The organism is Nostoc sp. MG11 (assembly GCF_014904695.1).
Taxonomy (GTDB): domain Bacteria; phylum Cyanobacteriota; class Cyanobacteriia; order Cyanobacteriales; family Nostocaceae; genus Komarekiella.
The window spans coordinates 1-14,735 of sequence record NZ_JACXXN010000039.1 but is presented as its reverse complement, the minus strand read 5'-3'; the positions used below and the strand labels follow the sequence as shown (position 1 = coordinate 14,735).

12 protein-coding genes and 1 pseudogene are annotated in these 14,735 nt (G+C 42.3%); 9 read left to right on the top strand and 4 right to left on the bottom strand.

What is annotated here, in order from left to right; genetic code table 11:
- Window positions 1–15: 15 nt before the first annotated feature.
- The gene (locus HCR01_RS29920; protein ID WP_320073207.1) at window positions 16–1,875 is read right to left on the bottom strand and encodes a protein kinase domain-containing protein; all 1,860 of its coding nucleotides are present in this window, start codon (window positions 1,873–1,875) and stop codon (window positions 16–18) included.
- A gap of 310 nt (window positions 1,876–2,185) precedes the next feature.
- Between HCR01_RS29920 and HCR01_RS29915 the strand changes: the two genes are divergently transcribed.
- The 5 genes from HCR01_RS29915 (at window position 2,186) to HCR01_RS29895 (ending at window position 10,210) form a co-directional block, all read left to right on the top strand.
- The gene (locus HCR01_RS29915; protein WP_193199646.1) at window positions 2,186–3,694 is read left to right on the top strand and encodes an NACHT domain-containing protein; all 1,509 of its coding nucleotides are present in this window, start codon (window positions 2,186–2,188) and stop codon (window positions 3,692–3,694) included.
- Window positions 3,695–4,243: 549 nt separating this feature from the next.
- Window positions 4,244–4,780, top strand: a complete 537-nt coding sequence (locus tag HCR01_RS29910) for a hypothetical protein (RefSeq protein WP_193199645.1) — start codon at window positions 4,244–4,246, stop codon at window positions 4,778–4,780.
- Window positions 4,777–8,202: a plasmid replication protein, CyRepA1 family gene (locus tag HCR01_RS29905; RefSeq protein ID WP_193199644.1), complete on the top strand. Its 3,426-nt coding sequence runs from the start codon at window positions 4,777–4,779 to the stop codon at window positions 8,200–8,202. The genes HCR01_RS29910 and HCR01_RS29905 overlap by 4 nt, the downstream gene beginning before the upstream one ends.
- Window positions 8,203–8,251: 49 nt before the next feature.
- A complete protein-coding gene (locus HCR01_RS29900) occupies window positions 8,252–9,106 on the top strand; it encodes a hypothetical protein (RefSeq protein ID WP_193199643.1) in 855 nt (284 codons plus the stop codon).
- A 144-nt stretch (window positions 9,107–9,250) separates the two neighbouring features.
- Entirely contained in the window at window positions 9,251–10,210 is a 960-nt protein-coding gene (locus HCR01_RS29895) for a tyrosine-type recombinase/integrase (protein WP_193199642.1), read from the top strand.
- 55 nt (window positions 10,211–10,265) lie between these two features.
- Here the strand turns inward: HCR01_RS29895 and HCR01_RS29890 are convergent, their stop codons facing one another.
- Window positions 10,266–10,898: a tyrosine-type recombinase/integrase gene (locus HCR01_RS29890; RefSeq protein WP_193199641.1), complete on the bottom strand. Its 633-nt coding sequence runs from the start codon at window positions 10,896–10,898 to the stop codon at window positions 10,266–10,268.
- A gap of 103 nt (window positions 10,899–11,001) precedes the next feature.
- On the opposite strand from HCR01_RS29890, the gene HCR01_RS29885 reads away from it, so the two are divergent.
- Both HCR01_RS29885 and HCR01_RS29880 read left to right on the top strand, forming a co-directional pair.
- A complete protein-coding gene (locus HCR01_RS29885) occupies window positions 11,002–11,271 on the top strand; it encodes a hypothetical protein (protein WP_193199640.1) in 270 nt (89 codons plus the stop codon).
- Window positions 11,272–11,365: 94 nt separating this feature from the next.
- The gene (locus HCR01_RS29880; protein WP_226889721.1) at window positions 11,366–12,067 is read left to right on the top strand and encodes a hypothetical protein; all 702 of its coding nucleotides are present in this window, start codon (window positions 11,366–11,368) and stop codon (window positions 12,065–12,067) included.
- A 227-nt stretch (window positions 12,068–12,294) separates the two neighbouring features.
- On the opposite strand, the pseudogene HCR01_RS40905 reads toward HCR01_RS29880, so the two are convergent.
- A pseudogene (locus HCR01_RS40905) lies at window positions 12,295–12,832 on the bottom strand (four helix bundle protein).
- Window positions 12,833–13,174: 342 nt separating this feature from the next.
- Between HCR01_RS40905 and HCR01_RS29865 the strand changes: the two are divergent.
- Together HCR01_RS29865 and HCR01_RS29860 are read left to right on the top strand one after the other, a co-directional pair.
- The gene (locus HCR01_RS29865; RefSeq protein ID WP_193199638.1) at window positions 13,175–13,621 is read left to right on the top strand and encodes a hypothetical protein; all 447 of its coding nucleotides are present in this window, start codon (window positions 13,175–13,177) and stop codon (window positions 13,619–13,621) included.
- A 168-nt stretch (window positions 13,622–13,789) separates the two neighbouring features.
- Window positions 13,790–14,053, top strand: a complete 264-nt coding sequence (locus HCR01_RS29860; RefSeq protein WP_193199637.1) for a hypothetical protein — start codon at window positions 13,790–13,792, stop codon at window positions 14,051–14,053.
- 81 nt (window positions 14,054–14,134) lie between these two features.
- Here the strand turns inward: HCR01_RS29860 and HCR01_RS29855 are convergent, their stop codons facing one another.
- A complete protein-coding gene (locus HCR01_RS29855; RefSeq protein WP_193199636.1) occupies window positions 14,135–14,446 on the bottom strand; it encodes a hypothetical protein in 312 nt (103 codons plus the stop codon).
- Window positions 14,447–14,735 lie beyond the last annotated feature (289 nt).

Genomic DNA, 14,735 nt, shown 5'->3' with positions numbered 1-14,735 from the left:
GGATCAAAAAAAGACTTAGGGCGAAGATGGCGGAACATAATCCCCTAATAAACGCTTCAACACCTGCAATCGCCACTCTTGAACCTCTCGCTGATTAGACTCGGCAATCAAACAGATCTCCCAAGTCAGCCTGGCGTCATTAATTTCACCTAATGCTTCTTGAGCTTGCGCCAGTAAACAGTGAGCATCTGTCCTGGCATCCAGTTTTGTTGATTTTTCCAAATCAGCTTTCGCCTCGGCGTAACGCTTTAACTCTAATTTTGCCCAACCCAAGTTTTTGTATAAACTAGACTGTAATTTAATGTTTTCAGTTTTTTTTAAGCCTGACTGAGCTAAAGCAATTGCTACGTTATATTTACCATCTAGAATCTTCAATCTTGATAAATTATTGATGGCTGGTATTGCTTCTCTACTCATTTTGATAGCTAACTGATATTGCTTTTGGGCTAAATCATACATCCCTCTATCATCATAAAAAAGTGCTAACCCATAACGTGCTTCCCAGCTATCAGGCTTTAATTTAAATGATTTTTCGTAATTCTTAATTGCACAATCATCTTGGTTTAATTGCTGACACATATAAGCTAAATTACTATAAGCGTCTGCATCCAGATGATTATATTTAATTGCTAACTCATAATACTTTTTTGCTAATTTAATAGTATTAGCACTGCGAGCACCTCTTTCAAAGTAAAAGCTTGATATAATACGATTACTCTGAGGGCTAATCTTTAAAGCCCAATTAAAAAACTCTTGCGCTCCTTGAGAATTATTCGCTATCTCTAACTTTTGTCCTTGAGCTATTAGGAAGTTAGCTACTAGAGGTATAGATAGAAAAATACCCCCAACCAATCCCAAAAACATTAACGTATATTTGCTATATTTAAATACTTTAGAATTAGCTAATCTGTAATTTTTTATTTGCTGAGGTAGCTTTTCTAAACGCTGCAAAATTACTTCAGTAGTCTGCGGACGCTGCCCTGGCAAGGGAGCCATTAATTCATCAATGAAATCAGCAAAAGGTTTGTCAATCTGCGGTGCTTTATCTCTCCAAGTTAGTCTTCCTGTTTGTTTATCTTTGGGTAAGTCCATCAGTTGAAGTCCAGTAACTAGCTGGACAAAAGTTCGACCCAAAGCAAAAAAATCTGACTGCGGTACTGCCTGTCCCTCAATTTGTTCTATTGGAGTGTAACGAGGTGTAACAACGGATGTAATTTCATATCGACCGCCCCTGCCCGTGCTAGTTCCCCCGCTTCCACTAACCTTAGCTAGATAAGTGTTACTCACCTGCCGCGCTACACCAAAATCAATTAGTGCTAGTTGACTGTTTGGCTGAAGAACTATATTAGAAGGTTTTATATCTCGATGAAAGAAATTAGAGCGATGTACTACATGTAAAATATCAACTAACTGCTTGAGCCATTCTAATGCTAGAACTTGCGAAATCGACCCGCTAGATTCCATCCATTGTTCTAAGTCTTGTCCCTCGATTTTATCCATAACTAAGCAGCGTAATTCCAAGGGACTATTGTTAGGAACAAAAGTAAAAAAGTCATCTAATGTACTTCTAGGAATATTTGGGTGTCGAATTAGCTGTAAAGTGAGGGATTCTCGCTCAATTAACTCAACTAGTTTGGGCGAGTTCCATTTTAGAATTTTCATAACTCGCTGCTTACGTACAGGACTCCATTGAGTTCCGGCGTCGTCTACTTCAAAAACATCAAAGTAGTTGTAAGGGTTGTCAGTAAGGGCTTTCAACGGCTTAATCAACCGGATGCGGTTATTAATTAACAGGGAAGTACCACATGCTAAACAACTTTCAACTGCGTCAGTATTTTGACGCTGATTGCAAAGGGGGTTAATACAATATCTCACTTCTATAAAAAGATAAACAGGTATAGTCTGCTCATCTAAAATCTAGTACCCACTACTACCGGGGAAAGCGTTAATTGACAATCTTGAGTAGTCATGCTTTAACAAGCGTATATTTTATTACTGTTTTTTGTATTATACTGAAAAATCCAGTTATTACATTAGAAATTCAAATGATACTTTTTTACAATAAAGAAAAAACTGTGTTTTAATAAGTCAAAGTATCATTAGTGCATATAATACCTTTCAAGATCAATCATAATCCCGAACAATCCCTTGCGGATATCTTCCACACTAAAGCAACTATAAAGTTATGAATCTTAATGCTGCACAGAGATTAAATTTACCCGTCCTTACCTCTCTTATCCCAAAAGGATCGAGCAAAGGGCAAAACTCTTCAGCAAGAGTAACTTTTGATCAAGCTTTACTCGTGGTAAATGACCTAGTATACGCCAAAAGAGGTAAATATTTATCTGATGTAGAAATTACCGTTTTAAAGGGAGCATGGAATGACGATGATTACGAGGAGATGGCAAACAACTCTCCTTACAGTCTTAACTATTTGCAAAGGCGCATAGCTCCTCCCTTGTGGGACTTACTTTCTGAAACTCTTGGAAATAATGAACGGATTACTAAAAAGAAGCTACGTCCTTGTTTAGAACAGGTTACTAAAAAGTATCATGCTGAATGCGCCTCAATCCCGGAACAACAAATACTCCCTAGCACGGAAATAGCATACATCTGGGAAGATCAGCTACCTAGTACATCTAGTTTTTATGGGCGGATAGAGGAACTGAGCCACTTAAAAGAATTAATAGTCAAGAAGCGCTGCATTTCACTAATAGGATCCCCAGGAATTGGCAAAACTGCACTAGCTGCAAAGCTAGTGGCAGAACTTAGTAAAGAATCTCCATCCAGATTTAATTGCTTAGTTTGGAAATCGGTCGCTCATGCTCCATTACTACAGGATCTAATAGTAGATCTTATAGAGCTTACTACCAACTCAGAACCTGAGCTTAAATTGCCTAAGTATACTCAAGCACTAATTAGCGTGTTGATTAACCAGTTGCAATCACAACGTTGTTTAGTGATATTGGATGAATCTGAAGATTTATTTGAAATAAGTAATTCCGAACAGGCATCAGAATACAAAGTATTTTTTCGTCGCTTAATAGAGGAGCAACATCAAAGCTGTTTTCTCTTGACTAGTAGAGTTTGGCCTAGTGAATTTGATGTTTTTATAGAGGCTGATCGACCTATTCAGTATCTTAGACTTGAAGGATTAGATACTGAAGCAGCGATGCAGTTTTTATCTGAGCAAGGATTGGCAGGGCAAAAGAAGTGTTGTGAAGAATTAATTGAGACTTATCGCGGCAATCCTGGCGAAATGAAAGCAGTCGTCAATCGAATCCATCACTTTTTTGCTAGTAGTACAGAAATATTTTTTGAAAATAAAACCACGTTTGTTAGCAATCGTTTTAAAGAAATGCTTAATAATATGTTTGGTCAGGTTTTAAGTGATTTCCAGCAACAAATTATGATTTATATAGCAGAAAAAGAAGCGTTAAATTTAACGTCTATTAGTTTTAATAACTTGTTGAGTGGACTAAGACAAAAGTGTAAATCATCTATCTCTGTCTCGGACTTGGTTACAGCATTAGAAATGCTTGAAAAACAGTCGTTAGTCGAAAGTAGCAAAGACCCAGTTACTAAAGAAATTAGCTTTACTCTCCAGCCAGTAATTAAAAAGTATATTTTAACTGATCCGCAAGGATTAGTGCATACATCTAATGCTTCGTCCAATTTAGCGATCGCATCTTGAGCAAAAGCTTTTACTGTATTACACAGGGTAATCCACCCTACATAGAGGTGCTACCAAACCTCAGATTACCCCTCAAACAATCTTTAATAAATATGGAGGTCTAAAGCAAAAATCAAAACAATGTTAGATATCAGATGATCAGAAGTTCTGTAAGATCAAGGCTAGTTGAAGTGGAAGATGGAGGTAGATATACAACAGTAGAAAATTTAAAGGACAAAACGTACTAAGGAGTAACGCTTTGTCCAAGCGCAAAAAATTAAATAATTTCAGAGCGGGGTTATCTCAGAGAAACCAAAGCAGTGGTGCATAAAGTTTGACGGCTTTTATCCACTGACTGGTCGAAAGAGATTGAATCCGCTGCTTCTCGTATTATACGAGAAGCCACACGAAACTGACCAGTTTTGTGTGGCAGTTTTGGCTGTTGAAATTCCTCAATTTAGGAAAGTATTAAGTTTTGTAAAGAAAACTCCCGAATTTCGTAGTTAAAAGTTGTAGCAGCGCAGTAAACCCCCTCTGAACTTGTCAACCAAGTAATCAGAGGTAAATAACGTGATAAATGGCAAATGCCCAATAAAAGAGGGTGTCGAGGTTAGGCTGTCGGGGGTTGTCTGTGTCCCGCACATTCTACCCCTTAATTCCGACACCCTAGAGAAGTGGATTATTAGCTCTTTCAAGGAAACTCGCTTTAAAAATGTCTTGCAAAGAGCGAGAGTACTACCGCAGACAAGCTGGTTCTGGCATCACTTGAACCACACGCACCTATCAGAGGCGGCGATCGCAATCATTGCTTGTAATACGAATGATTACAAACAAATCTTAATCAAACAGAATCAGTTAGCCCAGGCGGTACAGGAGTTAAACCCACAAGCGGAGCTGTTACTGCTGATTTCGAGTGACCAAAACTTTGTGTTTGGCACAGTGTTGTCAACTCTTAAGAGTTTCAGCACCCATATTCTCTTTAGACAGAAGAAGGAACAAAACTCTTTAGGCTGGGGAATTAAAGAAGCGGCCAATAGTAACTCTCTTGAAAAATTGGCAATTACCAACTTTCAAGAGCGCTCCCTAACGGGCGGGGGCATCAGATGAAAGCAGCGACAACTGAATATCCAAACAATCTCACGGACGCAGAGTACCATGAGCTAGCGGTTGGTAGTGCGATTCATCCGGCGCTGATTGAACGCAACTTCTTCCACATTGAAGGAGAATCAGTTTACGATTTCCTTTTTATATCCCCTCTGCTCCCTCGAAAAAATGCAGGTCGAGTCACGGACGCATACTTAAAGCTGTATCAGCATCTATTACTGGGAGGGACATGGATTCAATCCCTCGACCCGTTCAAAAATTGGCAACCAATGGAGTGGGGGCGGATAAAGCCGAACTTCCCCCGCATTGATTGGCACAAAGGTAAACCCGTTAAGTACGAGTCGCCCCCCAAAACCGCCAACCGCGTCACATATTTTGATGTTGCTGATTGTATCTGGGACAAAGTTGCACGCAGGTATAACATCAAGCGATATCTCTCCCCCCTGGCGCTGCGGTTAAAAGACTTGTTGCGGCCGCTGATCTTCTGGGAGTGGGTCATCGCTCAAAGAGAAATCCCGATAATACTTTGCGAAGGTGAGAAGAAAGCCGCTTGCTTACTCAGTCTAGGGTTTGTAGCGATCGCACTCCCTGGAATTTGGAACGGGCGCGTGGGCAAGCTGGATTTTGATGAACGGTTGCATCCTGACTTAGTACCATTGGCTCAGGCGGGACGCAAGTTCATTATATTATTTGACTACGAAACTTCTTCCAATACCCGTTGGTCAGTTTTTCAAGCAACCGTTCGCACTGGTAGAGCAATCGAGTCCCAAGGTTGTGTTTGTGAAGTGGCATTGCTGCCAGGGCCAGAAAAAGGCGTTGATGATTTTGTGGTGTCAAGGGGTGCGGATGCGAATGCCTTACTGAGCGCGATCATTGATGATGCCAAAAGCCTTAAAGATTACCAGCGTTCATATCGGGCTAAAAAATGGGGACTGAGCAAATACAAACCAGATGTGACAGTCAATATTAAATATCTGTCTCAAGCCTTGTGCATGAGCGATCTGGAAGAAAAATGCTCCGAAATTGGAGAGCTTTATGAGATAAAAACAGAAGAACTGTTCACCCCTTCCCTTAATCCTCGGTATTCCTCTACCTCTGGCCGCTCTACTTTCCGCTTTCCCCAGAGAGGACTTGTGATTTTATGGAGCGACATGGGCACTGGTAAAACCGAGCTAATGCGCTGGTGGCGTGACCAAAATCCTTCAGCAAGATTTCTTAACAACGGGCATCGCGTTAATCTGCTGAAAAATCTTGCCGAACGCTTGGGGACTGCCATGTATTCAGACTTGGGTTACGTGGGGTTAGCCAAAGCCACAGCTCTCAGCATTACCATCGACAGCTTGCACAAACTAAATACCCAAGCTTTAAACTACGGTTGCATATTTATTGATGAGGCTTGCCAATACCTCACGCACCTACTACACAGTAATACTTGCAAAGAACATCGCGCCGCCATCTTGGAAGTGCTGGAATATATAGTATACAATGCGCCGCTGGTGGTAATTGCCGACGCACACATGGATGACCTGACAGTGGACTTCTTTCGGGCTATGCGACCAGAAGGTGAAATCCCGTACATTGTCAAAAACGAATGGAGAAATGGCGATCGCACAATTTACTGGTACGAGGGGGATAATTCCAGCGCTCTAGTCGCCCAAATCTCGGCGGCGCTGATGGCAGGACAGAAAATCATGGTAGTCAGCGACTCCAAGCGTTTCATCAAGAAACTTGAAAAATCTCTAACCGTGCAAATATATTCTTCTTCTGCACCTGGGAGCGATTCAGCATCAGCCACACATTCTCAAAAAAGCGATCTTCACAGCAAGCAATCGCCAAAATTACGGATTTGGTCTGTTCACTCCGATAATTCTGGCAGCGAGGAAAACATTGCATTCATTAAAGATATTACCAACGCCGTCAAAAATCTCGATGCCTTGCTGACTTCCCCCAGCCTGGGAACTGGTGTAGATATCTCCCAATATCATTTTGATTTAGTGTTTGGTGTATTTCACGGCGTTTCCCAAACTGCAACCGAATGCGCTCAACAGCTCTACCGTTATCGCCCCAAAGTTCCATTTCATGTTTGGGTGGCTCCTCGCCCTCCCTTCGGTTACAAAGATACCAACGCTACAAAAATCAAACAGCGATTGCTCCAAACCAACGAGATGACTGCTTTTCTGTTGCGGATTGACCGCAAAACAGGAGCGCGGGGAGCAGAAAAAGACTGGGCGCTAGAAGCTTACTGTCAAATTCAAGCCAACCGTCACTATTCTCTCAATAATCTGCGGGATGACCTGCGATCGCTGCTTACAGAAATGGGCAATACCATAGTATCAGTGGGGAGTGATGATGATCATCAATCTCTAGAAAGTCTAAAAGTTGCGGCATCGGCTCTGGACATTGCCCATTATTCGGCTGTTGCCAAAGCTAACAATATTACTTTGAGTGAATACCGTCACCGTCAGAGCAAAGATTACCTGACACCCCAGGAGGTTTTTGAATGTGAGAAGTTTCGCATATTTGATTCCTACGGTATGGATGTCACCCCAGAACTGGTTGAATTAGATGACGGCGGTCGGCTAATTAGAGCGATCGCTTCTCTAGAAGCAATTCTATTAGAACCCGATGAGTCAATTGTTGACTCCAAGACTGGACAGCAATACCCCGCACCACCAACAATTGTCACCCAAAAAGACCGCAGCCAACGGGATAATTTACCTCTGTGCATCGACTGGGGTAATTATTCGGCAAAATGGTTGGCACGGTTCAACTTGGGTTTGCATCACCTTCTCAAGCGATTGGTAGCAGGCGAGGAAGTTAACGCTAGTGACAGCGACTTAGTTAACATGAGAGCGATCGCTGTTGATTGCGCTGCTCACATTAAAGCAATTCTTGGGTTTACTGTCCCTGGTGAATGTGAACCGATATGGTTGCTGGCCACTTTACTAGAGCAGATGGGACTCAAGTTAGCTTGTCGCAAGCAGGGGCCACGCAGTCAACAAGTGAAAATTTATTCACTTGCTGTGGAGGAATTGGAATTTGCTCGTACAGTAATAGCTCATCGCCAAAACAAACGGCAAGAAAAGGCTCAAATACAGTTACAGCATGAGTTTGACCCGAATCAAGCCCCCGTATCCACCCCCCCCTATATTGCTATAGGGAACCCCCTATGGGGGGGGGTGGATACCACGCAATTCAATGAATCGACTCCTCTACTTGATTGTGTACAAGCGCTTAGAGATGGCATTGCTAAAGGGGTAGATGCGATTAAAGGCATACTTCAGCGATGGTGTTCCGATTTGCGCTGGCAGGCGGTGCTGGAATTGGAGGCTCTAGCGGCAGATGAACTGCGGCGAGTTGAACAAGCTGTACCCCAGTTTTATCAGTGGCTATCGGAGGAGGTGCTACCGATGGAGGGCTATTGAACTGATTTGATCACAAATTTTTAATCCCAAATTGGAGCCTGTTAGTACTATGCTTCAGGAAATGCAAAGAGCCGATATCGCTGTTGAGTTAGACAATTTTGACGAGTTGAGCCAGCAAGAAGAACGTGATCGCCTGTATCTAGAACGCCGTGTAGAAAGGGCATTTTATGAAGCTGGCAAAGCGTTAATGCAATTACGCGACCGCAGACTGTATCGTTCAACTCACAAGACTTTTGAAGATTACTGCCGCGTTCGTTTTGGTCACAGTCGCCAAAAGTCGAATTACTTAATTGCCGCAGCTGATGTCTACGAAAATTTGACAACAATTTGTTGTCAAAATTCTGGGATTGAGGATTTGACAACAAATGGGACACAAATTCTGCCGACCAGTGAAGGACAAGTTCGACCAATTACAAGCCTAAAGCCACAGGAACAGTGGGAGGTATGGCAAGCCGCAGTCCAAGAAGCTGGCGGAAAAATTCCAACTGGTAGGGTTGTCAAAGATGTGGTGCAGCGTATTATGGAACGCACCCAAGTACCCAACACCTACCAAATTGGCGAAGTGTGCCAGATTATTGTTAAAGATAATCCTGAACTGAGGGGCAAGGGTGGGTGTTGGGCGATTGTCAGTGCAGTCAATGACTTTAGCTGTACCCTGAGAATGTGGAATGGAGAATACACCGTGAGGATAGACCATTTGAAATCACTGAACTATAGCGATTCGGAATGCCACGATATGCAATCACTTAGCGCCCGTATCAACAAACTGCGCGATAGTGACAATCTAGAAGCTGCTGCTGATGCTGTTCTCAGACACCTGGGAGAACTGAAGCGCCCTTATTTGACAGAGTTTGAGGAGAAAATGTTACGTTTTATCGAGCTTGAATGCACTACATCTTCATAGCGTTCGCCATCTGGCTACTCACTCCTAAAAGCAGGCGTTATATCTTCGTCACGACGTTAGCGTTCCATGTTAACGAAAATAAGCGATCGGCGATTCACTATTGGTGAGAAAATTACTATCTAGAATGTATGTTCTGATAAGTAAATGCGCCGCCAGACAGTTAAATCACTGGTCTTAACCATTCCACCGCCATTGACTCTCCACCCGGCGGCGGTGTATCTGTCTGGGCTGGCAATAGGCTCAAAATCGACGATGGAGGGAGCGCTAAATGCGATCGCTTCTTTGTTAACCAGTGGAGAATGTGACGCGATGACGCTAGACTGGTCAGCCTTGCGCTACCAGCATACTTCTGCGGTTCGCACTGCCTTGATGCGACGATACGCCCCGGCTACAGCTAATAAAATGCTGTGTGCTTTGCGGCGAGTTCTCACTGAAGCGCATAGACTAGAATTGATGGACGCAACTGATTTTGCTAAAGCTGTGGATTTTCCATCGGTGAAAGTTAGAAAAAAACTTAGGGGAAGGGCGCTCTCCCCAGAGGAAATTACGGCGTTGATGCAAGCGTGCATGGATGACACCACACCGCAGGGAGTAAGAGATGCAGCACTGATTGCCATACTGCGCGGGGCTGGGTTACGACGGGCTGAGGCAGTAAACCTGGACTTGAAAGACTTTCTTGCCAAGACTAATTGTTTGGAAGTGCGTAGTGGCAAGGGTGGAAAAGACCGCACGGTGTATCTGCCAACTGTAGCAACTGCTGTGGTGGGAGACTGGCTTGCTGTTCGGGGAAAGAAACCAGGCCCGTTACTGTGTCCGATTCGCAAGGGTGGAGAAGTGCAGTTAAGACGCATGACTCCCCAGGCGATATTACTGATTTTGAGAAAACGAGCAACTTCAGCAGGCGTAGACCCATTCTCTCCTCATGACTTCCGCCGGACGTTCTGCTCAGACTTGCTAGATTCTGGAACTGATATTGTGACTGTGCAAAAGTTAGCCGGACACACCTCACCTGCAACAACTTCCAAGTATGACCGTCGGGGAGAAGAAACGAAACGTAAAGCTGTGGAGAAGCTGGATATTACTTACATTCCCCGCAAGAGCTAACTAAAAGACCCAAGTTATGCCAAAGACAAGTTTTCTTACCTTATATATAGAGAAGTTAGACTTTTGAGTTTGCAGTACGTAAAAAGTCGCTTTTCACTGCCTCAGCTACCGGGAGCAGTATTGCGAGGGACGAAACCGCACCTACCAGTTGTGCCGGGCGAACTTCCAGGTATGTCTGAAGTTCCTCTAAACTGCGGTGTCCCGAAACTTCAGCAATGACGCGCAACGGAATTTGATTATCACTCATCTGTGTTAATGCGGTACGTCGAAAGCTGTGAGTACTTACCCCTTGCAATCCAACATTAGCACATGCTTTTCTTAATGCCTTGGCTGCGGAATCTGAGGCGATGTGTCCCTGCCCATATCTGCCAGGGAATAAATATACTTCCCCAGATTGGGGATAGTACTGTATCAGCAGGTTTTGCAGATTTTCAATAATCGGAATGGAGCGAGTTGCTAACTTTCCTTTGGTGTTGGCCTTGCGAATCGTAAGATGCGATCGCACCCCTCCCTTACCATCATATATATCGTCACTGAGCAGAGTGACGACTTCGTTAATTCTCGCGGCAGTGAACAGGGCAGTAGCAAATATGGTGCGATCGCGGGTCGTTTTCAGTCCGTCGGTAAATAGCAACTGTATTTCCTCGTGACTGAGAATTTTTGCTTTGCCGTGGCGATCGCGCTTCATTTACCATACACCGTGATTTTCACCGCATTTTTTAGTTTACGCGGGACGGAGGAAAATCGCTAATAATACAAAAATATTATCATCACAATCTTGTAGCAACAGTATGACCGAGCGCGGCAGTACCTACAATCATAACGGCAAGCCAACGGCAGCAAGTTTTGAATCGAGGGATTTGGCCCAAAGATTTGCTACGGCGATTGAAGAATTTAACTGGCAGACAGATTATTTTAAGTTTTGTCAACTTTTGGAGTTAGAGCCAAGCGATTATGCCTACGAACAATACAGTTATTTTCAGCAATTGGCGGAATCGCTCACGAGATTCAACGCAGAATCATTGGCGAAGATGATTGATGCGGGGTTAGGCAGGGAATAACGCACTAATCATGGTACTGTCTAGGTAACTATCTTCCAGTCCTGGCGCTTACTCGGTCGCGGGCAGTTCCGGTTTACCTAGACATGAGCCAGATATGAGCCAAACAGGGAAAAACAAGAAACTGGCATCTTTCAACTGTGATCAAAAGATGTGGTCGCAGTTTATCGCCCGTTGCAACTCGAAAGACACGACGGCAACAGCCGTGCTCACCCAATTTATCAAACGCTACCTGGATGGTTCTTTAGATGATCTTGATAAAATTGTCAGCAATGATTTAGATAAACGCCTGGATTCTAAGATTAAGGCAAGGGTTGAGGAGTACTTGGAGGAGTACTTGGTTGCTAGTAATAATAGCGCCAACGCTACGAATCAAACGATATTGGATATTTGCTCACGACTTGCTCATTTAGAGTCACAGTTGTTAAGTGAATCTAATAGCAATGAAACCGGAGCAATCCCTAATCTCGCTGATTTGGAGCGAAAAATTGAGGGGATGGCAGCCCGAATCAAACAGTTGACTGAAGCAATTCTTAAAATTCAAGATTATCTGAATAATCAACTCAAGCAAACTAAGAAATCGTACAACAATTCGTATTATCAACGCTCTACTCAAAGAATTCAACCGCTAACCGAAGAAGGTTTGGCTACAAGACTTGGTGTTAGTGTAGAAACTATACGTGAACAGCGAAATAAGCTGCACCCACCGCTTTTTGTAGCTTGGTGTAAGGGCAAGGATAAATCGGGTATGGGGTGGGAATTTAATAAAAATACGGGGTTATATTATCCTGTAAGTTAATATCACAAAGAAGTGGTTCTAGTTTTTCCTACATCTTCACACAACTACAGCCATTCCTAGCCTTCAGGTAAAAGATATGCACCTCTATTCTTGGGTTTAATTAAAGACTGAATGCCTTTATGCTTTTCTGGCGGCTTTTTGAGCAGGATAGACCTAAGGCTGCATGGGAGCAACTCGATTTTGTGAGATGCTGAAACAGCAGGGGGAGCAGGGGATGCAGGGGGGGATTAGTGATTTCTCAACCAAGGTGATGGATTATTAATCATATTTACCAAACCGGATAAAACTTGGTTGTAATTTGCATAAACTTCTCGTCCTACTTCTACATTCATGTAGTTGCATTTGACAGCAAATTCAATCCCAGTTTGGGTTTCTGCTGCTTCAGCCTGTCTACGACACGCTCCGCGAACACAATCGTTTAATTTAGCGATAAAAGCAGCTTCATAAGAAGCAGGGAGAAAAGGAGCAGGGAGCAGGGGGATTAATATTTGAAACCCCTTATTTTTTCTCTTCATTCCCCTCCCTTGCTCCCTGCCCCTTGTCCTCTTATTTGTCTCCATGCTCAAGGGCTAAATTAGCACAAACAGAACGTGATAGCGAAGCGTTAGCGAGTCTTCGAGCGTCGGATCTACGAATTTGATCAGTTAACGAATATCTCTCCTCCACAGGGAACTTCTTTGATAGCTCAAAAATTTTCATTGCCGCTTCAAAGGCAATTTTATAAATCCCCAAATTTTTATGATCTTTGATTGCTTCTTTATTCATTGTTTTACCTCCCCTACCTCCCCTGCTCTCTTCACCATGATCTCACTTTTTAGCGTTGCTCCCAGGCTGCATCTGCACTTCTTAATTTTTTCAATGTTTAGTATAAAAAATAACTTAAAATTCCGATAAACTCCTTCAATTTACTCCTTTAGATATATAAATAAACTAGTAGGCATAATGGTACTGTTTTTAACAGGATGAATTCAAACTGCAAGCACATCTGGTATCTTTTTAACCCAGTTTCCCTTTATTGTTATTCCATTTTAAGCAATTTAATTTAAATTCATTAGTCCAGGGAAACAAGGTGGAATTTGGCTATGATTTTAAATAATGAAGTAATTTATGTCTACTAATTATCAGTTTTATTGTATAGATTTTTGGCTACCTATAGATTATGAATCAAATAAAGATGGCGAGAGCTTTATATTTGCTGATAATGCTGTAAATTTAAGTGTTGCAGCTTTTTCTGTGATTAACTATTGCTTGGAGTCGCAAGCAAATTTCAGAGTGAGTAAATATGAAAGCCTGATAAAAAATCTGGCTTTTCCATTAGAGTTGTATGGAGAAAAGTTTGATTTTTTATCCAAGAAGAATGCGATAGCACTATTAAATCAGATAGACAATAAGTATTCTTGGGAGCTTACTGGCTGGTTGCAAAATTACATTTATCCTGAGTGGGAGCGCCAAAGATTAAGAGATACAACTTATATTACCGATTCCTCTATTTTATTTCAACCAAGTTCCGAAGTTCTATCTTTTGATTTTTTAAGTACTAAGGTTTTAGTTTAAGAAACAAACATTCTTAAACTCAATCAAAAAACTAACCCCGCAGTTAAGTTTAAACAACGCCGATTATTTTGAGGTCAAACAACTTCCCAGAAAGGAGAAACAATTGTTCGTATCAATATCCAGCAGTTGTTGTTGACCCTTCTGGTTACTGTGCCGCAACAGTCGAGTATGTCCAACAGAATTTTCAAAACTCATGTTCCTGGTCTGGGAACGTGCGAAGTTTGCAGTCTGGTTTTCAATCAAGTTCCAGTCACAATAATATTACCCAGAGGAGCCAGAGTTGAACAAAAAGAGTTTTTGAAGATTTGGATTCAAGAGTACACACAAAATTTGGTATCTAAGGGAGCCTGGGATACTCCAGCGACAGAAGACGAAGTAAATCAAATTCTCAACGAGGTGTTTGGGAAGCTAGGGGGCAGGGGGAAGGGATAAAACACCTTTACCTCTTTCCCTTTGCCCAGCTCAGTTCACGAGAGCGAACTACTAGGGGCTTCAAACAAGCACGTTTTAACTTTAACTATGCTCCACTTCATCGAGTGATTCCAATTCAGAAGCAAACATCTGAGCTTGCCTCAAAACTAGCCCAAACAAAAATAAATCTACACGCCATTGGGCCATGATTAATCCACCCCAGCATTTACTTAAAGTAACTTCAATTGCATCGGAACAAAAATTATCATCTTTAACCCATCTAAAGCCTAGACGATAATTTTCATATCCTGGGAGGAGGTAAAGTATGCGTTCTAATTCACCTGTGAAACTTCCCTTTGTAAACCCAAAGTGGTCTAGGATTTCAACTAATTTGGCGGAATTAGCATCAAACATTTTAAATAATCCTTTATTTGAATAGCTGGCTTTTGATGTAGGTTATATTTTCAAATTAATTTAAAAAGCTCAACTATTAAACTAAAGATTTAGACATAAATGATTCGTCACACCAATTCGCAATTCGCAATTCGCAATTCGCAATTATTACCCCACGCCTTAAGGCGGGGGCTTGAGTATTGATACTACGGATTTTTTTTCTCAATGAATTGAGGGGCTTGTATCCCTGAATGAATCAATTTACAATTACGTCCGCAATTGCGAATTGCGAACTGCGAATTGCGAATTG